The sequence below is a fragment of the Flexivirga caeni genome (genome assembly GCF_003724155.1).
GTDB classification, from domain to species: domain Bacteria; phylum Actinomycetota; class Actinomycetes; order Actinomycetales; family Dermatophilaceae; genus Flexivirga; species Flexivirga caeni.
In genome coordinates, this window is sequence record NZ_RJJQ01000014.1 from 75,229 (window position 1) to 95,567 (window position 20,339).

Sequence of the window (20,339 nt, forward strand, 5' to 3'; positions counted from 1 at the left end):
GTCCGCAGTTCCGGACGGCTGACCGGACGCACGGGACACATGCCGCTTGCTAGCCTTCCACAGGTTCTTCATGGAATCGTTATGGATCGTCTGCTGACCAGAGGAACAGACCATGTCGTCGACGTGATGCAAAGGGTGACTCCTGGGTGGCCATGAAGCTCCCAACCCGTCCGAGCTCACCGGAGGGCGACGACGGACCACCGTCGCGCGGCTCCCGGCGCGCAGTCCGATCCGCGCAGACCAAGGGGGTGCACGTACAACGACCCGACATCCAGGGAATGCGCGCCGTCGCGGTCCTGCTGGTCGTCGTCAGTCATGCGCAGCTGGCCGGCCTGCTGGACGGCGGATACATCGGCGTCGACGTCTTCTTCGTCATCTCCGGCTTCCTGATCACCGGTCTGCTGGCCCGCGAGGTGCGCTCCTCCGGGCGGGTGTCGTTCGCGGACTTCTACGCCCGGCGTGCGCGCCGGATCCTGCCGGCCGCATCGGTCACCCTGGTCATGACGTTGCTGATCTCGACGATCGTCTACACCGACGGAGATCTCAGCCAGGTCAGCACCGACGTCACGTGGGCGGCGTTCTTCGCGGCCAACCTGCACTTCGCACAGGCCGGCAACGACTACTTCGCCATCACCAGCCTCCAGACGCCGGTGCAGCACTTCTGGTCGCTGGCCGTCGAGGAGCAGTTCTATCTGGTCTGGCCCGTGCTCATCGCACTCATGCTGCTCATCCCCTGGCGTCGCCGCGAACGGCACAGGGCACATGGCCCACGAGCCACGCGCAGCCGCATCATGCTGGGGCGGGTGCAGGCACTGCGGCGGGCGGGCGTGCTGATCGGGCTGCTCAGCGTGGCTTCACTGATCTGGTCGATCCACGACACGATCGCGTCGCCGCACTCGGCATACTTCTCGACCTTCACCCGTGGCTGGGAACTCGGCCTCGGCTCGCTGCTCGCGCTCACCGCGCAGCGCGTCTCCCGGCTGTCCGACCCGGTCAAGGCCGCAATGTCCTGGCTAGGCCTGGCAGCGGTCCTGCTCGCGGCGGTCGTCTATACATCGTCGACGCCCTTCCCCGGCTCGGCGGCGCTGCTGCCGGTGCTCGGCGCGGTGCTCATCCTGGCCGGCGGCATCGAGGGCCCTCGGTACGGCGCCACCGTACTGCTCGGGCTGCGTCCGATGCGTTTCCTCGGCGACATCTCCTACTCGATCTACCTGATCCACTGGCCGGTTCTCGTCCTCACGACGGCGTATGCCGGCGGCCATCTGCGGATCCGCGAGAAGCTGGCGCTGATCGCTGTGACCATCGGGTTGTCGTGGCTGAGCTACCGCTTCGTCGAGAAGCCGTTCCGTAGCAAGCGCCGGGCCCGCCACGCCACGCTGCGCGCGCTCGCACTCTGGCCGGTCGCCCTCACCCTGGTGCTGGTGCCGACGATGGTCGTCTACCAGTTCACGACCCGGTCCACGATGACCGCGGCAGCGGCCCAGCAGCTCGCTGCCAAGAAGGCCGCCGCGAAGTCGGCCGTGTCGTCGCTCCGTGACGAGGTCGCGAGCGCAGCCGAGAAGTCCCAGAGCGGAGCCTCCCTGCCGACGACGCTGGTCCCCAGTCTGGTGCATCTGGCGGACGACCGGACCGAGCCGCCCGACGGCTGCTGGGCCGACACGAAGGCGAAGACATCGCACAAGATCTGCCCTGAGGGTGACACCGCCGCCACGAAAACCGTCGTGGTCTGGGGAGATTCGCACGCGGCGCAGTGGCTGAAGCCGCTCAGCGCACTGGCCACGAAGAACCACCTCAAGCTGATCCCGCTGGTCAAGGCCAACTGCATGCCTGCCGACGTCGTGCAGACCTACCAGGGCGGGGGCGCCTACCAGCAGTGCAACACCTACCGCGACTGGGCCCTACAGCAGATCAAGCAGCTGAAGCCGAGCATGGTGATCATCAGCGGCTTGCTGAGCACCCCGATCCTCGACCCGAGCACCGGCACGAAGGTCTCCGACAGCGCGGGGACCAAGCTGTTCGCCGAGGGATCCGCGCGGACCCTGAAGGAACTGAACAAGCTCACCGGCCACGTCGACGTCATCTCCGACCAGTCCCGGCTGACGGAGCCCGCGGGGACCTGCCTCGGCTCGCGCACCGCGACGCTCAGCACCTGCGCCAAGGCGCCCGACAAGGTCACCACCGCTCGCGACGCCGCGTGGCAGAAGAGCGCCGCCGAAACCGGAGCCGGCTACCTCGACATGATGCCGTGGGAGTGCGACGACAACGTGTGTCCGATCGTCGTGGACGGCACGATCGTCTACCGCGACGACCACCACCTCACCACGACCTACGCCGAGCGGCTACAGCCGGTGCTCGCCCAGAAGATCGACTTCGCCACCCTCACCCGAGCGTCGCCCGCCACCCGGACGTGACACGATCGGCACATGCTCGCGATCATCGGTGCCGTCCTCGCCGCGATCGCGTATGGCGCGGCGACCATTCTGCAGGCCATCGGCGTGCAGCGGATGGCGGCCGCGCCGGAGGGCGCCGGGCTCGTCGCCCGGGCCGCGGCCGGCTGGCTGTATGCCGTGGGCCTCGCCCTCGACGGCCTCGGCTTCGTGCTCAGCTTCGCCGCACTACGGTCGCTGCCGCTCTTCCTGGTGGAGTCCATGCTCGCGTCGTCGGTCGGTGTCACGGCCGTCCTGGCGGTCGTGATGTTGCACGTGCGGCTCTCCCGGCTGGAGGTCGCCGCACTCGTCGTGACCGGAATCGGGCTGATATTGCTGGCAATCAGCGCACACGAAGGCGCCGGGAAGGCGCTGCACGGCGCCGGCGGGTGGGTGCTGCTCGGTGGCAGCGCGGTGGTGGCTCTGATCTTCGGCGCCGGTATGGCGGACCGCAACGCGACGCGTTCGTCGGTCATCCTCGCCGTGGCCAGCGGTCTCGGGTTCGGCCTCAGCGGCATCGTCGCACGTGTACTGCAGGTGTCAGATCCCTTGTGGCACACACTGTTTCAGCCCGAGCTATGGGCGCTGCTGGTCGGTGGCGCGATCGCGCTGGTCGCCTACGGCTTCGCGCTCGACCGTGGCCGGACGACGAGCGTCGCCGCCATCACGTTCGCGGTGGAGACCATCGTGCCCGCTGCGGTCGGGCTGATGTTCCTCGGCGACGACATCCGCCACGGCTTCCTGCTCGTCGCGCCGCTCGGATTCGTGGTCACGCTCGCGGGATGCCTGGCGCTCGCCGGCCGCGCCGAGATCGAGTGACGGCCGGGCGCCACCCGGATCCGGCCAGGTGTGCACCTCGCCGATGACGGCGACGCCGACCTGCGCACCCGCCCAGGGCGGCGTCGGACCGGCGCTGCGGGCGATCAGTTCCGGCATACCGCTCACGCCTTCGAGTTCCACGATCGTGTCGTGCCCGTGGTAGCGGACGGCGTGCACGAGCGCGACGGTGTCGCCGGAGCCCGGCGGCACCGAGAGCCGGAGTTGCTCGGGCCGCACCAGGACCCGGCATGGACCGACCTGTGGGTCGCCGCCCGCGTCCGCACACACCAGGACGCCGAAGGCCGTGTGCACCCGCTGACCCGCCCGCCGCCCGGGGAGCACGTTGGCCGTGCCGATGGCGGCGGCGATCTGCGGCGAGGCCGGGTGCTGGTAGACGTCCTGCGGGCTGCCGTCCGCGTCGATGCCCCCGTCCCGCAACAGGACTACCCGGTCGGCGAGCGACAGTGCCTCGTCCTGGTCGTGCGTGACGAGCACGGTCGTCGTGTCCGTGCGCTGCAGGATCGAGATCACCTCGCCGCGGACCACCTCGCGCAGTGCAGCGTCCAGGGAACTGAACGGCTCGTCGAGCAGCACCACCTGCGGCCGGATCGCGAGCGCGCGAGCGAGCGCCACGCGCTGCTGCTGGCCTCCGGACAGCTGATGGGGCATCCGCCGCCCGAGTCCGGCGAGCCCGACCAGTTCCAGCAGTTCGCCGACCCGGGCACGGCGTTGCGCGCGGGGCACCCCGAAGCCGACATTGGCCGCGACGTTCAGATGCGGGAAGAGCGCGGCGTCCTGCGGGACGTAGCCGATGCCCCGGTGCTGGGGGCCGATCGCGCGGCCGGCGTCGTCGACGACGCGCCCGCCGATGGTGATGCGTCCGCGGTCGACGGTGTCGAAGCCGGCGATCAGCCGCAGCAACGTGGTCTTCCCGCTGCCGGAGGCACCGAGGATCGCCGTGACGTCCCCGGCGCCCACGTCCAGGTCGATGTGCCGCAGCACGCCGGTGGCGCCATACGATTTGGCGACGTCGCGGATCGCGATGGCCGCAGTCTCGCGCCCGGTCATCACGCACTCACCGGCTTCGGCCGGCGCGGCGTGCGCGACTCGCGATCGAACCACAGCCCGAGCAGGGTCCCCGGCAGCACGGCCATGGCCACGATCACCAGCGCGTAGGGCGCGGCAGCCCCATTGGCGACCTCGCTCTGATAGGCCCAGAACTGGGTGGCCAGCGTCTCCACCCCGATCGGCGCGAGCACCAGAGTGGCGGTGAGCTCGGTGATGGCGGTGAGGAAGACCAGGCAGAAGCCCGCCACCAGCCCGGGCGCGATGAGCGGCACCGTCACCCGGAAGAAGACGGTGACCGGATGACGACCGAGCGACACTCCGACGTCGGCGAGTTCGGGCGGCGCCTGCGCGCAGGAGGCCCGCACACAGACCAGCGCGAGGGGAAAGAACAGCAGCGCGTAGGCGACGACCAGCAGCGTGCTCGTCTGGTAGACGCTGTAGGCGAATCGGGTCGCGAAGTAGACCAGGCTCAGCGCGATCACCACCCCGGGAACCGCCTGGGTGACGAACGTGGACCGCTCCAGCACGTCCCGGGTCCGGGTATGACGCCGCAGCGTCATCAGTGCCACGGGCGTCGCGAGCACGACGGCGAGCAGTGCTCCGCCCGCGCTGTATTCAAGCGTGGACCAGGTCGCCTGTCCCAGCGTCGCGACCGGCGGCAAGGTCGTCGCCCGGCTCTGCCGGATCCAGTAGACGAGAGTGCCGACCGGGACCCCGACGCCCAGGCCGGCGAGACCGAGCAGCGCCAGCATCGCCGGAACGGCCGCCGGTCGCCACCGGGGCGGCTCCGGTGGCCGCCGCACCCCTGTCGCCATACCTCCGTCGCGGCGGGAGAGGAGTCCGTCGGCGCCGAGGACGAGCAGGCCGAGCAGCACCAGTGGCATCGACAGCGCACCGGCCGCCTCGGGCTCGAATTGGAACTCGGTGAACACCTCGGTGGTGAACGTGGGATAGCGCAGGATTTCGAAGGCGCCGTACTCCGAGATCACGGTTAGCACGACGAGCACCGTTCCGCCGAACAGCGCCGGGGTGAGCTGCGGCAGGCTGACCCGCCAGAACGTCGCCAGCCGGCCCACACCCAGTCCGTGGGCGGTGTCCTCCAGCACCGGGTCGGATCGCCGTAGCGCTGCGGCGACCGGGAGGTACACCAGCGGGTAGGTGCCCAGCACCATCACCAGCGTCGCACCGCCGAGCGGGTTGATCCGCGGGTCGATCAGGTGCCACGCCCAACCGACCACGAAGTCCGGCATCGCCAGCGGCAGCACGAGCAGCACCGTCCAGAGCCACCGCAGCGGCAGCCGGGTCCGCTCGGTCGCCCACGCGGCGGCGACGCCCACGGCAGCCGACAGCACGGCCACGAGAACGGCGAGCACGACGGTATGGCGCAGCAGCATCGCCGACCTGGACCGGAACAGCACCCGGTGGATCTCGCCCCACCCGGCCGCTTGGGCGTCGGTCGCCAGCAGGATCAGCGGCGACAGCGTGACCAGCGCGATCACCGCGCCGACGTAGACGGCGGCGTGCCGCCGCAGGAAACGCATCGACCCGCCGTTCAGATCAGGCCGGCGCGCTGCAGCAGGTCCTTGGCTTGCAGTCCGGTGCCGAGGTCAGCCGGGCTGAACGCATTCGGTTCGTAGCTCGATATCGGCGGCAGTGCGGGGTTCGCGGGAATGCCCGGCTTCACCGGGTATTCGAAGCTCTCGCCGGCCTCCAGCACCTCCTGGCCGGACTTGCTGGTCATGAAGTTCAGCAGCTCCTGCGCAGCAGCCTGGTGCTTACTCGACTTGAGCACGGCAGCACCGGAGATCGCCTTGACGAACCCGGGGTCGTGCGGCGCGAAGTAGGCAAGCTTGGCGTTACCCGTGCCGCCGGACACGACCGCCTTGAGGCGGTAGTAGTAATAGTGGTTGATCACCGCGAAGTCGGTGATGCCCTGCGAGACGTCACTGGTCAGCGTCTCGTTGTCGGGCACGTTGTCGTTGGAGCCCGCGTTGGCCCGCAGACCCTTGAGCCAGGCGAGCGTTGCGGCGCTGCCCTTGGCGCGGTCCACCGAAGCCACGATCGGCCAGAAGTCGGTCTCGGCCGGCGCGATCTCGATCTTGCCCTTGTAGCGGGGGTCGGCCATGTCCATGATCGACTTCGGCAGCTGCGCCTCGCTGATCTTCTTGGGGTTGTAGATCATCGCGCTGATGCGGGCCGACACTCCCACCCAGTCGCCGTCCGCGGCGCTGTCGGCCTTCGGCACCTGGGCGAGCGTGCCGGAGTCGACCTTCGCGAGCATCCCGCGGTCGGCGAGCTGCTGCAACCAGTTGGAGTTCTCCGTGTAGAAGACGTCGGCCGGGGACCGCGAGCCCTCCTTCTCCAGCTGCGCGGTCAGCACGTCCTCGTCGTTGGCGTCGATCCGGACGTGGATGCCGGTCTGCTGTTCGAAGGCCGCGACCATCGCGTCCGTGGTCTGCGGGTGCTGCGCGCTGTAGAGCACGATCGTCTGGCCGCGCAGCGAGCTCCCGCTGCCGGTGGCCGTCGAACCCTTCGCGGAGCCGCCGCACGCCGCCAGCGAGCCGACCAGGACGGCGGCGAGCACGGACATGCCGAGGGTGGTGACCCGGCGGTGAGTGACTGCGGTGCGACGTGTCATGACTGCGTGTTCCTCGTAGGTCGTGCCGCGCGCAGCGGCGGGGTGATCGGTGGCGGTGATCGGTCGGGTCGGGTCGTGGGGTCCGTCAGGTCAGGTGCGTCAGGTCAGCAGGGTGCGACCGATCCAGTCCCCCGACTGCGTCGCGCCCGGCGGCACGGCGAAGACCGCACTCGCGGTATGGGTGATGAACTCGTTCATGGCGTCGTTCTCCGCAAGCCTGGCGTTGATCGGCACGAACGCCGTGCGCGGATCCTTCTGGTAGGCAAGGAAGAGCAGGCCCGCGTCATACTCCAGCGATTGCCGCCACGGGGGCCAGCGTTCGGTGAACGGGGTCGTGCCGTTGTTGTAGGCGAACGCCCGCCGCATGATCACGGCGCCGTTGTTCGCCTGCGGGGACGCCAGCCGCACGTGCGCGGTCTGCGGTATGACGGGGTCCCCAGCACTGGTTTTCGCCGACAGGTCCAGTGCGGAGAACTCGCCGTGACCGCCGAGGGGCGCGCCGCTCAGCTTATGCCGGCCGATGACCTGTTCCTGAGACGAGGGCGCCAGCCGATCCCAGTGCTCCAGCGCCATCCGGATGCGGCGATAGACCAGGTAGCTGCCGCCGCGCATCCAGGCCGGGCCTTCCGAACCGGCCCAGACCGTGGCGTCCAGGTCGGCCGGCGGATGGACGTTGGAGTTGACGGTGCCGTCCTTGAAACCCATCAGGTTGCGGGGTGTGCCAGCATCGTTGGTCGGCGTGAAGCCCAGCTGGGTCCAGCGCAGCGCGGCGACGTCCGGAGCGATGCGCGCGATGCTGCGGATGGCGTGGAAGGCGACCTGCGGATCGTCCGCGCACGCCTGCAGGTAGAGATCGCCCTCACTGTCGGCAGCAGTCAGCTGGTCGCCGGGGAAGTGCGGCAGGACAGCCAGCGCCGGCGGCAGCTTGGCCTTCAGCCCCATCCGGTCCTGCCCGTCCGGGTCGACGAACAGCGACCGGCCGAAACCGACCGTCAGCGTCAGCCGCTGCGGGCCGAGTAAGTACGCCTCCAGCGAATCGTCGGTCGTCGACGGCTGGGTGGCATCTGCGTAGGCGTTGCGGTCGGCGGCATCGTTGCTGGAGTACATCGGCACGGTGTTCGATGAGCCGGTCGTCAGCTCGGCGGCCAGTTTGGTCCAGTCGCGCAGCAACGCTGCGAGGTCTGCGACGCGATCGCTCTTGAGGTCGAACGCGGCGAGCACGGTGTTGCGCTGGGTGTCGGTGGTGATGCCCGTCTGATGCAGGCCGTAGAACGGCTCCCGGCTTCCCTTTGCCGAAGGCGGCGCCGCGACGGCACGACCTACGAAACTCCCGATCACCCCGCCTCCGACGACACCGGCACCCACGAGTGCACCGCCGCGCAGCAGCGAGCGCCGGCTCGGTCCGTTCTCCACAGTGTCCTGGTCCGGTGCGTCCCCAGGTCGCATGTCCGCCATCAGTGCAGCAACGCCAGGGTGTTTTCGTCGTCCTTGACGAACAGGACGCCGTGCCGGTACGGATCGATCGCGAGGTCGAACAGGTCCCCGCTGCCGGCCGGGTCCTGGCCGGTGTTCTCGATCGCGTAGTCCTCGCCGACCTGCTCCCCGGACGGGGTGACTTCGACGATCTTGCCGTTCCGCGCGTTCGCGACCAGCAGATCGCCACCGGGCGCGAACGTCATACCGAGCGGATCGCTCAGCTGACCGCCGCTCGTCAGCGTCGTACCGACCCCTGCCGAGGTAGTGCGGGTGAGAGCGTTCGGCACCTTCTGGACACGATTGCCGACGTTGTCCGCAACGTACAGGGTGCCATTCGAGCCGAGCAGCAGACCGGTCGGACCCTTGACGAAGACGGTCGGGTCGCCGGCCTCGCCATACCCGCTGGCGATCACGGTGTGTGCGGTCACCGTCGGTGGGCTGCTGGCGGTCTGCTTCAGCGTGAGGCGTACGACATTGCCGCCGTGAGCTGTCGCCGTCGGCGAATGCTTCAGGCCCACCAGGGTGTTGTCGACGAACAGGGTGGCGGTGTCACCGTCGTCCTTGACCGTGGCGTCCCACGGACCGTTCAGATATGGCGCACTGATGGTCTTGACGAGCTTGCCCTTCGGAGAAACCACGAGCAGGCACCCCCGGCCTGCGGTGGTCGTCACGCCGTCGGTGCTGGGCAGGCTGCCCACGATGATCCAGCCGGTCTTGAGCTGGACCATGGCTGTGGTGAGGCCGACGCCGCCCGGGCAGCTGCGCTTGGCGCCCGCGAGATTGGCAAACACACTGACGCTGCCCTTCGGATGCATGTCGACGATCGTCGTGCCGGTGCCCTGGAAGTTCGAGCGGTTGTTGAAGTTGTCGACCAGGACGTCGCCGGCCCGCTCCGAGCCGATCGTGCGGGTCACGGGCAAGATCGCGTACGGGTTCTCGTCGCCGTTGGCCGGGGTCGTCGAACCGAGCACCGTCACCGTCTTCTTGCCGGCGAGGTAGGAGCCCGGCTTCGGCCGCAGCACCGTGGCGGCGCTCGCGTCGAGTGCGGAGATCTGTTTGTCCGCGAATGCCTTGGCTTGATGCCCGGTCAGCCCCTGGGGCGTGGACGTCTTCGATCCCGAACTGCTGCATCCGGCGGCAGTCACGGCCAGTGCCATCACCGCAGCAGCGAGTCCGACCCGGCGTCCCGAGGTCCGCACGACACTCATGACCACGACTACTCCTCAGCAAAATTTAGGTAAGCCTTCGCTTTATTAGGCGAGGCTTTGCTTAGTTAAGAGGGGGTTGATGAGTGGACGCTGGGAAAAGCCTGCCGTCAGGCTCAATGCCCGGGGCGCGTCAGAGCCGGCGGCTAGCGCCGTGCGGACTGTGCGGCGTCCGCCGCCCGGGCGAGCCAGGCGGGCGCGTCGCCATACCGCTGGGAGGGGATCAGCCGTCCGGCCGCGCTGTCCTCGACCAGTTGCGCCATCCGCCGGTCACGCGTCGCCTGCTGTTTGGCGCTGGTCACCCAGTTGACGCACACACGGCGGTAGGTCGCGGTCGCGGTTACCCAAAAGGCTGTAGCCGCAGGCGAATCCGCGAGTTGCGCGGCATAGTCGTCGGGCAGCTCCAACACACCCGCCCGCTCGTGCGCGTATGGCGCAGGCTCGCGCCGCCGCGCCTCCCACACGGCGAGGCCGGCCGGCTGCATCCGTCCCTCCGCCCGCAACTGCTCGACCAGCTCGAGGTTGACCTTGCTCCAGTGACCGGTGCGCTTGCGCGGCGTCCAGCGCTGCCGGACGAAGTCGTCGTCGATGCGCTGCACCACCGAGTCGATCCAGCCCCAGCACAGCGCCTCCCGCACGGCCTGCGCCCAGGTCAGACCCCGGTCGGGCACGTGCTTCTTGGCCAGTCCCATCCACAGCTCGGTCTCCCGGTCGTGGTGCGCAGCCAGCCAGGCGCCGAACTCCGCCGCGTCGGCGAAGAACCGCGCGGGACGCTCCGGCGAGCCGCCGAGACGGCCGGGGACCTTCGGCATACCCACCAGCCTGCCAGGGTCCACCGGCGCTCCGCGGCGCCCCCGCCATACAGAACGCGCGCTCCAGCGCGCGATCTGCAGAGCGCCGAATACAGTGCAGTGGCCCGCCCGTTCAAGTTTTCTCGATTTTCACGTATGTTGAACACATGGCAACAATTGAACGCGCGCGAGGGGACGAGTCACCGCTCGTCACCACGGTGCTCCGCCAACTTGAACACCTGGGTCTCGCTGCACAGTGGGAGCCGGGTGACCGCGTCCTCGCGAACGTGACAACGGGGACTCTCCACCTCGCCGACGGCGCGCTACAGCGTGCGATCCCCGCAGTGGCGGCACCTCGCGCCGCCACTGCGGATCTGACGTTGCTGCCTCACGACGACCGCACGGTCCTGCTGACAACCACCGTCTCACCCGCACACGCGGCGCAGGTCCACGAACGCGGTTGGGGCGGCTACGTCGACACGGCCGGGAACGCCTTTCTGCGCGCAGAGGGTCTGGTCATCGACATTCAGGGCCGTCGAGCCCCTGTTGCCCGACCCACGCTGTCAGCCGCGTTCACCCGGGCCGGCCTGCCAGTTACTTTCGCCCTTATCCTCTGCAACGACGTCGGCGCCAGCGCAAACCAGCGGAAGCTGGTGCGTCTCAGCGGTGCGTCGATCGGCACCGTCAACAGGGTCGTGCGAGCCCTGCGAGAGCGAACGCCACCGTTGCTGGCACCCGATGGCTACGAGCTGCTAGATACCCATCGCCTTGAGGCCGAATGGCTCTCGGCATACACGGCCCTCCAGCCGACCACCTGGCCAGACGAGCGATACAGCAGCAGCACCTGGCGGACCGCCCTGGACGTCGTCCGGGCAACTGCACTCCCTCCGGGGGCGCTGCTCAGCTCGGAGGCTGCTGCTGCACGGCTGGGAGCACCGATCCGACCCACGACCGCCCTGTTCTACGTCGATGACGGGGGAACGGGGCGGCGGGATCTGATCACGCAAGGGCGCCTCCGCCGAGATGAGGAGGGCACGATTAGCATCCGCCCCGCGTTCTGGCGCCTCACCCCGTCGCCTCCAGAAAAGCAGACGGTCCCGCGGCTCCTGCTCCGTGCCGATCTACTGCTCGAAGACGACCCGCGCATCGACGAGATCCGTCGGAAATTCTTTGACGAGCGCCGATGATCGACTTGACCGGACGCACAGATGTCCTCGTGCCGGAGGAGGTCCTCTCCGAGCTGTCGAGCGCGTGCCGCGAGCTTGGGCTTGAGTTCCTCGTCGTAGGTGCGGCGGCACGAGATCTCATCATCCACGCGCGTCAGCAGAGCAACCCCGAGCGAGAGACAGACGACGTGGATATCGCGGTCGCTGTCCGTGCCGAGGGCCAGTTCTCAGACCTCATCCGACGTTTCCCTCTCGTGAGGGGTCACCAGAACAAGATCACGGTGCACGACGTGGAGGTCGATGTCGTCCCATTCGGAGACATAGAACAGGCTCGAACAATTCTCTTTCCGGACGATCACCGTCTTGACGTCAACGGGCTCCAGGAAGCCCACGCCACTGCCGTCAGCGTGCGTATGCCGAACGGTACCGAGATACGCGCGGCCGGCGCACCAGCCCAGACCGCGCTCAAGATCCTCGCGTGGCGCGACCGGCACGAGGCGAATACGAAGGACGGCATCGACCTGCGGGTCATCCTGCTTTCGTTGTCAGCGGACCCATTCGTCAACGAGGTTTGGGGGGATGACGTGGCGCTCGATGCAACCGATGCCGACATCATCACCGCGGCTGCGTTCCACTACGCGCGAATCGCCGCCGAGCCTTTTACCGTGCATGACGGCATGGCGGTGGTCGACGTCCTCCACGACACGACCCTTCGAGCACTCCTCACGCGGGATATGCGCAGCAACCTCTTGGCGCCCTCGCTGCTCGACGCATATGCGAAAGGATTCCTCACGGGTCTGCGGTGCTGAGCTGCCGACACTGAGGCGCCGACCTCAGAGCGCCGACACGAAAATCCCCCCGGAACGCCGAAGCATTCCAGGGGGATTCGCGAGGACGGCGAAACCGGGGTCTCAGTCCTCCTTGGCCAGCTGGGCAGCCTTCTTCTCGACGTCGTCGAGGCCACCACAGAGGAAGAACGCCTGCTCCGGCGTGGAGTCGTAGTCACCGTCGGCGATCTTGTTGAACGCCTCGATGGTCTCCGACAGTGGCACGGTCGAGCCGTCGATGCCGGTGAACTGCTTGGCCACGTAGGTGTTCTGCGACAGGAAGCGCTGGATGCGGCGAGCCCGGTTGACGAGGATCTTGTCCTCTTCGGAGAGCTCGTCGATGCCGAGGATCGCGATGATGTCCTGCAGTTCCTTGTTGCGCTGCAGGATCTGCTTCACACGGACCGCGGTGTCATAGTGGTCCTGGGTGATGTAGCGCGGGTCCAGGATGCGCGACGTCGAGGTCAGCGGGTCCACCGCCGGGTAGATGCCCATCGACGCGATGTCACGCGAGAGCTCGGTGGTGGCGTCCAGGTGCGCGAAGGTGGTCGCCGGTGCCGGGTCGGTGTAGTCGTCGGCCGGCACGTAGATCGCCTGCATCGAGGTGATCGAGTGACCACGCGTCGAGGTGATCCGCTCCTGCAACTCGCCCATCTCGTCGGCCAGCGTCGGCTGGTAACCCACCGCGCTCGGCATCCGGCCCAGGAGGGTGGACACCTCCGAACCTGCCTGGGTGAACCGGAAGATGTTGTCGATGAACAGCAGCACGTCCTGGTTCTGCACATCGCGGAAGTACTCCGCCATGGTCAGCGCCGACAGGGCGACGCGCAGCCGCGTGCCCGGCGGCTCGTCCATCTGGCCGAAGACCAGCGCGGTCTGACCGAGCACGCCCGCCTCGTCCATCTCGACCATCAGGTCGTTGCCCTCACGGGTGCGCTCGCCGACACCGGCGAACACCGACACACCACCGTGGTCGCGTGCCACACGGGCGATCATTTCCTGGATGAGCACGGTCTTGCCGACACCGGCACCACCGAACAGGCCGATCTTGCCACCCTGCACGTAGGGCGTCAGCAGGTCGATGACCTTGATGCCCGTCTCGAACATCTGGGTCTTGGACTCCAGCTGGTCGAAGGCCGGCGGGCGGCGGTGGATGCCCCAGCGCTCGTTGACCTCCAGGCGCTGCCCCTCTTCGAGGTTCAGGCATTCACCGGTCGCGTTGAAGACCTTGCCGAGCGTGCCGTCACCGACCGGCACCATGATCGGGCCGCCGGTGTCCTGCACCGCCTGGCCACGGACGACACCGTCGGTGGGCTGCAGCGAGATCGCGCGCACCATGTTGTCGCCGATGTGCTGCTCGACCTCGAGGTTGATCAGCTTCTTGCCCTCGGTCTCGCCGCCCTCGCCCGACAGGTCGACGTCGAGCGTCAGCAGGTTGAAGAGGCCGGGCATCCCGTCGGTGGGAAACTCGACGTCGATGACCGGACCGATGACCCGCGCCACGCGCCCCACGGCACCCGGCTTGGTCCCTTCCGCCTTCTCGTCGAGAACGTTGGTCTCACTCATTGGTTGTCTCTTTCTCGTATCGAAATGCGTCAGGAGGCATCGGCCAGAGCGCTGGCGCCGCCAACGATCTCGCTGATCTCTTGGGTGATCTCGGCCTGCCGCGCCTGGTTGGCGAGGCGGGTGTAGGTCTTGATGAGTTCCTCCGCGTTGTCCGTCGCCGACTTCATCGCACGCTGCCGTGCGGCGAGTTCGGACGCCGCGGACTGCAGCAGGGAGTTGTAGATGCGTGAGGTGACGTACTTGGGCAGCAACGCGTCCAGCACCTTGTCGGCCTCGGGCTCGAACTCGTACAGCGGCAGCGGGCCCTTGTCGGCCACGCCGTCACCGTCGGTGTCGATGTCGCCCTCGACGACCTCCAGCGGCAGCAGCCGCACGACCTGCGGCTCCTGCGCGACCATGGTCACGAAGCGGGTGTAGACGATGTGGACCTCGTCGACGCCGCCCTCGTCGCTGCCGAGGATGAACTGGTGACCCAGCTCCTCCCCGATCTGCGCCGCGACGTCGAACTCGGGGCTGTCGGTGAAGCCGGTCCACTCCTGCTCGTATTCGCGCCGCCGGAACTTGTAGTAACTCACCGCCTTGCGCCCGACCAGGTAGGGCACGACGTCCTTGCCCTCGTTGGTCAGCCGCTCGATCAGCTCCGCCGACTTCTTGATCGCGTTGACGGAGTAGGCACCCGCCAGTCCGCGGTCGCTGGTGCAGATGAGCACCGCGGCGCGCTTGGGGTTCTCCCGCTCCGTCGTCAGCGGGTGGTCGGTGTTGCTGTGCGTCGCAACGGCCGAGCACGCCCGGGTCAGGGCCAACGCGTATGGCGTCGACTCCTCGACCCGCCGGCGCGCCTTGACCACCCGCGACGCCGCGATGAGCTCCATCGCGCGCGTGATCTTCTTGGTGGCCTGGACAGACCGGATGCGCTGGCGGTAGATCCGCATCTGCGCGCCCATGGTGTCCCCTTCCTAGTCGGAGTGTCGTTGCTCGGCGAGCGAGGTCAGCTCTTCTGCTGCTTGACGATCTTGGCCTGGTCGATCTGGTCTTGGGCAATCTCGTCGTGCGACACTGCGCCCTCGCCACCGTGCGACGATCCGGCCTGGAACTGCGCCTTCAGCTTGTTGATCGCGGCCTCGAAGACCTCGACGCCGCCGTCCTCGAGCTTGGTGCTCTCCTCGATCGCGTCGAGCGCTTCCTTGTGCTCGCGACGCAGGATGTCCAGAAACTCGGCCTCGAAGCGCGGGACGTCCTCGATGGCGACGTCGTCGAGCTGGCCCGTGGTTCCCGCCCAGATCGACGCGACCTGCGCCGACAGTGCGTAGGGGCTGTTCTGCGGCTGCTTGAACAGCGCCATCAGCCGGTCGCCACGCGCGAGCTGGTGACGGGAGGCAGCGTCCAGGTCGGAGGCGAACATCGCGAACGCCTGCATCTCGCGGTACTGGGCCAGGTCGACCTTGATCGAACCGGTGACGCCCTTCATGGCCTTGGTCATGGCGGCACCACCGACACGCGACACCGACACACCGACGTCGACGGCAGGGCGCTGGTTGGCGTTGAACAGGTCGGCCTGCAGGTAGATCTGGCCGTCGGTGATCGAGATGACGTTGGTCGGGATGTATGCCGACACGTCGCCGGCTTTGGTCTCAATGATCGGCAGACCGGTCATCGAGCCGGCACCCAGCTCGTCGGACAGCTTCGCGCAACGCTCCAGCAGCCGGCTGTGCAGGTAGAAGACGTCGCCCGGGTAGGCCTCGCGACCCGGCGGACGGCGCAGCAGCAGCGACATGGCGCGGTAGGCCTCGGCCTGCTTGGACAGGTCGTCGAAGACGATCAGGACGTGCTTGCTCTGGTACATCCAGTGCTGGCCGATGGCCGAGCCGGTGAACGGTGCGAGGTACTTGAAGCCCGCTGCGTCGCCCGCCGGGGCGTTGACGATGGTGGTGTACTCCATCGCGCCCGCTGCCTCGAGCGTCCCGCGGACCTCGGCGACGGTGGAGTTCTTCTGGCCGATCGCGACGTAGATGCAGCGGACCTGCTTCTGCGGGTCGCCGGACTCCCAGTTGGCCTTCTGGTTGATGATCGTGTCGGTGGCGATCGTGGTCTTGCCGGTCTTGCGGTCACCGATGATCAGCTGACGCTGGCCACGGCCGATCGGGGTCATCGAGTCGATGGCCTTGATGCCGGTCATCAGCGGCTCGTGCACCGACTTACGGGAGACGACGTTCGGGGCCTGCAGCTCCAGCTCGCGGCGGGTCTCGGCCTCGATGTCGCCGAGGCCGTCGACCGGGTGACCCAGCGGGTCCACCACACGGCCGAGGAAGGCGTCGCCGACCGGCACGGAGAGCACTTCGCCGGTGCGCTTGACCTGCTGGCCTTCTTCGATGCCACCGAACTCGCCCAGGACGACGACACCGATGTCGTGCACGTCCAGATTGAGGGCGATGCCGAGCGTGCCGTCCTCGAACTGCAGCAACTCGTTTGTCATCGCCGAGGGCAGACCCTCGACGTGGGCGATGCCGTCGGCGGCATCCACGACGGTGCCGACCTCTTCACGGCTGGCGGCACCCGGCTCGTACGACCGAACGTAACCGTCCAGTGCTTCCCGGATCTCGTCCGGACGGATCGAAAGCTCCGTCATTGTTGTCTCCTCTTGTGGCGGACCGCTGTCGGCCCGTTAGGTCGTGCCCGGCGTGGGTATGCCGGAAGGTCTGTCGGGCTCAGCCCGCCATGACGCGGCGGGCATCCTCCAGTCGGGTTGCGATGGTGCCGTCGATGACTTCGTCGCCGACCTGCACCCGCAGGCCACCGACGATGCTCCGGTCGACGACGGTGTTGAGGTGCACCGGCCGCTCGTAGATCCGCGACAGCGACTCGCCGAGCCGGTTTCGCTCGGACTCGGTCAGCTCCACCGCGGAGGTGACGGTCGCCACGAGCCGGTCCCGCAGTGCGGCCGCGATCGCGACGTACGACTGCAGTTCGCGCTCCACCGAACGCTCCCGGGTGCCGCCGGCTGCCAGCCGGGCGAGCCGGATGGTCTCCGGCGCAGCCTTGCCCTTGAGCAGTTTCCCGACCAAGTCGGCCTTGTCCGCGCTGTCCCGGCGACGGTCGGTCAGCGCGTCCTCGAGATCGCGGTCGCCGGCGATGATGCGCTCGAACCGGAAGAGCTCGTCCTCGACGTCGTCGATGCGTCCGGCGCGCTCGGCACCGGTCAGGATCGCTTCGACGCCGAGTCGCTCGAGTCCGAGTCCGAGATCGCGCTCATCGCTCCACCGGTGCCCGACGCAAGCGCGCAACACGTGCTCGGCCGCGTCGCTGACCTTGCCGCCGAAGACCCGGCCGGCCAGGTTGATCCGGCCCGCTGCCTCGGTCGACGGGTCGGTCAGCGCCCGGCGCAAGGATGCACTCGAACCCAGCACCTTGGCGATCGCGAGCAACTCGTCGCCGAGCGCGTCGGCGTCGGAACCCGAGCCGATCTGCGCGCCCAGCGCCTGCCTGGCTGTGGCCAGCGCACGACGAGATGCACCCTGCATCAGGCGTCCTCGGACGACGTCGTCGCAAGCTTCTCCGGCGCGATCGCACCGGAGTCGAGGTCGGCGAGGAACCGCTCGATGATCGCGTGCTGGCGCGCATCGTCGTGCAAGGACTCCCCGACGATCTTGCTCGCGAGATCCGTCGACAGCGCACCGAGGTGCTGCCGCAGCTGAACCTCTGCCTGCTGCTTGGACTGCTCGGTCCGCGCGCTGGCACTGTCCACGATCCGCTGCGCCTCGGCCTGCGCGGTGCCGCGGCTCTCGGCCACGATCTGCGCGCCGTCCTCCTGCGCCTGCTGCCGGATCCGACCTGCCTCCGCCTGAGCATCGGTGAGCGCAGCGCGGTACTTGTCACGCTCGTCGTCCGCCGCAGCCTTCGACTTGTCGAGGTCCTCGAACTGGTCGCGAATCTGCTGCTGCCGCTCGGTCATCGCCTTATTGATCGGCGGGATGAGATACCGGGCGAAGATGAAGAGCAGGATCACGAACGCGAGCAACTCCACGAAGAACGTCCCGTTGGGGACCAGGAAGTTGCTCCCGCCCCCGGCCGGCACGGCCGCGAGCGCACCGCTGGCAATTGTTTCCATCAGTCAATCCTGTCTTGGCGTTGTCTTCTCCGACGCTTACGCGTCACTTACCGAGCACGAAGACGAACAGCGCCATGAATGCGAGGTTGATGAAGTACATACCTTCGACGAGCGCGACCGTCAGGAAGAAGATCGTCTGAAGACGGCCCTGGGCTTCGGGCTGCCGTGCCACACCCTGGATGTATGACGAGCCGGCGAGACCATCACCGATGCCCGCGCCGATCGCACCGCCTGCGAGGGCAAGGCCACCGCCGACAAACGCGCCCGCGGTCTTGATGGCCGAGTCGATGGAGCTGTTGTCTGCCACTGTTTCTCCTTGATTTAGCGCCGATGGCGACGCTTGTGGGATTTACTTTGCGCTGTCCGAGCGTCGCTCAGGCAGCTGAACCGGGTTCGGCTACTTGGGCGGCGACCCGAGACGTCGCCAGGTCTGTGGTGCCGGCGTTGCCGTCGACGACCGTGTGTTCCTCGTCATCGTCGTGCCCGGCCGCCATACCGAAGTACAGGACGGTCAGCAGCGCGAAGATGAACGCCTGGATTCCGCCGATCGCCATGTCGAAGATCTTCCACAGCACCGCGAAGATCACCGACAGGATGCCACCGATCGGAAATGCGCCGGCGAACCAGCCGGTCATCGACGCGATCAGCGAGAGCAGGATGCCGCCGGCGAAGATGTTGCCGAAGAGTCGCAGCGCGAGGGAGATCGGCTTGGTGATCTCCTCCAGGATGTTCAGCGGCAACAGGAATGGAAACGGCTGCAGGAAGTGACTGAAGTATTTCTTCACCCCGCGCTCGCGAATGCCGTAAACCCAGGCGCCGATCATCACCAGGACCGCCATGGCGTAGGTGAGGTTGGTGTCTGCGGTGGGAGCAGGCAACAGGTGCAGGTGTGAGTTGGGCTCGCTCGGGATCATCTCCAGCCAGTTGGCAATGAGGATGAAGAAGAAGAGCGCGGCTGCGAGTGCGACAACTCCTGGGTTGACTCTGCCGAGGTTGTCGTCGACCTGCGCCTGCGTCTCCTTCAGGACGCCTTCCCAGATCAGCTGCAGCTTGGTCGGTACGCGGTCCTCGGTGCGCTTGGTGAGCTGGCGACGTGCCCAGAGGCCGAGGATGATGACGATCAGCGCGGCGACCAGGGTCGTCCAGATCGTGTCGAGGTTGAACGTCATACCGAGGAAGCTGCGCTGAACGTGCTCACCGATCTTGATGTCATCGGAGGCCAGCTGCGTGACCCCGTAGGCGACGGCACTCATTGGTTCTTCAGCTCCTTCAGGAGTGGCAAGGTTGTCATGACCAAAGCGATCAGGCGGAAGATCGCCAAACCGAAAAGAACGCCGATCCCATCCGGCCAGAACCATATGGCAAGACCGATGGCGATGACAGACAGGATCACCAGGCGAACGAGGGTGGAGCCGGTCATCCGCGACCGCGTGGGCTCCTCGCCGGAGCTGATCACGCGCAGCAGCCAGTATTCGGTCGCCAGGTGATTGCCCAGGCCGAGTCCGACGCCGATGGCGGCGCAGACGCCGACGCGCAGTTGTCCGTAGACGCCGAGAATCCAGATCGCGGCCACGGCAAGGGCCAGGGCAACCAGAATGGTCTTGCGCTGACTGCGCACCACCTGGAGCACGTGGTTGTCCTTCATGCCGCGCTCGCCCTTTCGATCTGTGCCGCCGGTGCAAGGTCGCCGTGTTGCCTCGCATGCGGCCTGGTCAGCCTAGTTGTCGTCGTCATACGTGTCAGGCCCCCAATGTGCTGGGGTGTCCGGTTCACCCAGGAACGGACGGATCCGCGACCAGAAGAGCAAGCCGCCGCACAGGATGCCGAGCACGAGTCCGCACAGCGTGAGAATCGGCCGCGTGCCGACCTGACTGTCGAGCCAGAGACCGGCCAGCGTGCCGAGGAAGATACTAGCGGCCGAGGCAGTCCCGAGAGCCGCCAAATAGGCGGCACCTGGGCCCTTGTCGCCGGATTCATCGCAGCTCACTGCAGATCGTGTCCGCGCGGGAGCACGCCCCGGGCACACGACGGACCGACCAGGGGTGGTCGCAGGCGTGTCGGCCATGATCATCTGTCCCATCGAACTGTGGAGCGGGGCAAAGGCGGGGACATCGTCTTCCGCGCCGCAGTGACGGCTGGGCGGGTTTCTCGACGCTGCTCAGATACTCTTCGAGCAGTCCCTCAACTTCCTTGTGAAAGCTATCACAAGCGCCTGATTGGAAGGAAATCGGGGTTTCCAGCAGCTCCGGCAG

18 protein-coding genes are annotated in these 20,339 nt (G+C 67.6%); 3 read left to right on the forward strand and 15 right to left on the reverse strand.

The features are described from left to right. Positions 1-152: 152 nt before the first annotated feature. Positions 153-2,411 carry an acyltransferase family protein gene (locus EFY87_RS13355; protein ID WP_123271982.1) on the forward strand — a complete coding sequence of 753 codons (2,259 nt, stop codon included), beginning with the start codon at positions 153-155 and terminating at the stop codon, positions 2,409-2,411. A 591-nt stretch (positions 2,412-3,002) separates the two neighbouring features. Here EFY87_RS13355 and EFY87_RS13360 read toward each other — a convergent pair. The 6 genes from EFY87_RS13360 to EFY87_RS13385 all read right to left on the reverse strand — a co-directional run bounded on the left by EFY87_RS13360 (position 3,003) and on the right by EFY87_RS13385 (position 10,444). Continuing rightward, complete coding sequence (locus tag EFY87_RS13360) at positions 3,003-4,313, reverse strand: ABC transporter ATP-binding protein (protein WP_123271983.1); 1,311 nt, start codon at positions 4,311-4,313, stop codon at positions 3,003-3,005. Next, positions 4,313-5,854 carry an ABC transporter permease gene (locus EFY87_RS13365; RefSeq protein ID WP_123271984.1) on the reverse strand — a complete coding sequence of 514 codons (1,542 nt, stop codon included), beginning with the start codon at positions 5,852-5,854 and terminating at the stop codon, positions 4,313-4,315. The genes EFY87_RS13360 and EFY87_RS13365 overlap by 1 nt, the downstream gene beginning before the upstream one ends. 11 nt (positions 5,855-5,865) lie before the next feature. Further along, positions 5,866-6,951 (reverse strand): extracellular solute-binding protein, encoded by a 1,086-nt coding sequence (locus EFY87_RS13370; RefSeq protein ID WP_123271985.1) that lies wholly within the window; start codon positions 6,949-6,951, stop codon positions 5,866-5,868. Between the two features lie 99 nt (positions 6,952-7,050). Beyond that, positions 7,051-8,406, reverse strand: coding sequence for a Dyp-type peroxidase (locus tag EFY87_RS13375; protein ID WP_220093625.1), 1,356 nt, complete (start codon positions 8,404-8,406; stop codon positions 7,051-7,053). Next, entirely contained in the window at positions 8,406-9,635 is a 1,230-nt protein-coding gene (locus EFY87_RS13380; RefSeq protein WP_148043333.1) for an NHL repeat-containing protein, read from the reverse strand. The genes EFY87_RS13375 and EFY87_RS13380 overlap by 1 nt, the downstream gene beginning before the upstream one ends. Positions 9,636-9,778: 143 nt before the next feature. Beyond that, entirely contained in the window at positions 9,779-10,444 is a 666-nt protein-coding gene (locus tag EFY87_RS13385; RefSeq protein ID WP_123271987.1) for a YdeI/OmpD-associated family protein, read from the reverse strand. 146 nt (positions 10,445-10,590) lie between these two features. Here EFY87_RS13385 and EFY87_RS13390 point away from each other — a divergent pair, with 146 nt between their 5' ends. Both EFY87_RS13390 and EFY87_RS13395 read left to right on the forward strand, forming a co-directional pair. Further along, positions 10,591-11,610, forward strand: coding sequence for a type IV toxin-antitoxin system AbiEi family antitoxin (locus EFY87_RS13390; RefSeq protein ID WP_123271988.1), 1,020 nt, complete (start codon positions 10,591-10,593; stop codon positions 11,608-11,610). Further along, positions 11,607-12,398 (forward strand): hypothetical protein, encoded by a 792-nt coding sequence (locus EFY87_RS13395; protein ID WP_123271989.1) that lies wholly within the window; start codon positions 11,607-11,609, stop codon positions 12,396-12,398. The genes EFY87_RS13390 and EFY87_RS13395 overlap by 4 nt, the downstream gene beginning before the upstream one ends. A 102-nt stretch (positions 12,399-12,500) precedes the next feature. Here the strand turns inward: EFY87_RS13395 and atpD are convergent, their stop codons facing one another. From atpD to EFY87_RS13440, 9 genes are all read right to left on the reverse strand, one after another. Continuing rightward, positions 12,501-13,982, reverse strand: coding sequence for a F0F1 ATP synthase subunit beta (atpD, locus tag EFY87_RS13400; RefSeq protein ID WP_123271990.1), 1,482 nt, complete (start codon positions 13,980-13,982; stop codon positions 12,501-12,503). Positions 13,983-14,011: 29 nt separating this feature from the next. Beyond that, entirely contained in the window at positions 14,012-14,926 is a 915-nt protein-coding gene (locus tag EFY87_RS13405; RefSeq protein ID WP_123271991.1) for a F0F1 ATP synthase subunit gamma, read from the reverse strand. A gap of 44 nt (positions 14,927-14,970) precedes the next feature. Then, on the reverse strand, positions 14,971-16,608 hold the full coding sequence (gene atpA, locus EFY87_RS13410) for a F0F1 ATP synthase subunit alpha (protein WP_123271992.1): 1,638 nt from the start codon (positions 16,606-16,608) through the stop codon (positions 14,971-14,973). Positions 16,609-16,687: 79 nt separating this feature from the next. Next, on the reverse strand, positions 16,688-17,500 hold the full coding sequence (locus tag EFY87_RS13415) for a F0F1 ATP synthase subunit delta (protein ID WP_123271993.1): 813 nt from the start codon (positions 17,498-17,500) through the stop codon (positions 16,688-16,690). Beyond that, positions 17,500-18,087 (reverse strand): F0F1 ATP synthase subunit B, encoded by a 588-nt coding sequence (locus tag EFY87_RS13420; protein ID WP_123271994.1) that lies wholly within the window; start codon positions 18,085-18,087, stop codon positions 17,500-17,502. The genes EFY87_RS13415 and EFY87_RS13420 overlap by 1 nt, the downstream gene beginning before the upstream one ends. 43 nt (positions 18,088-18,130) lie before the next feature. Then, positions 18,131-18,394, reverse strand: coding sequence for a F0F1 ATP synthase subunit C (locus tag EFY87_RS13425; protein WP_425459365.1), 264 nt, complete (start codon positions 18,392-18,394; stop codon positions 18,131-18,133). A 67-nt stretch (positions 18,395-18,461) separates the two neighbouring features. Continuing rightward, a complete protein-coding gene (atpB, locus tag EFY87_RS13430; RefSeq protein WP_123271995.1) occupies positions 18,462-19,340 on the reverse strand; it encodes a F0F1 ATP synthase subunit A in 879 nt (292 codons plus the stop codon). Then, positions 19,337-19,732 (reverse strand): hypothetical protein, encoded by a 396-nt coding sequence (locus tag EFY87_RS13435; RefSeq protein WP_123271996.1) that lies wholly within the window; start codon positions 19,730-19,732, stop codon positions 19,337-19,339. Before EFY87_RS13435 ends, atpB begins: the two co-directional genes overlap by 4 nt. A gap of 72 nt (positions 19,733-19,804) precedes the next feature. Further along, positions 19,805-20,074, reverse strand: a complete 270-nt coding sequence (locus EFY87_RS13440; protein WP_220093626.1) for an AtpZ/AtpI family protein — start codon at positions 20,072-20,074, stop codon at positions 19,805-19,807. Positions 20,075-20,339: the final 265 nt, after the last annotated feature.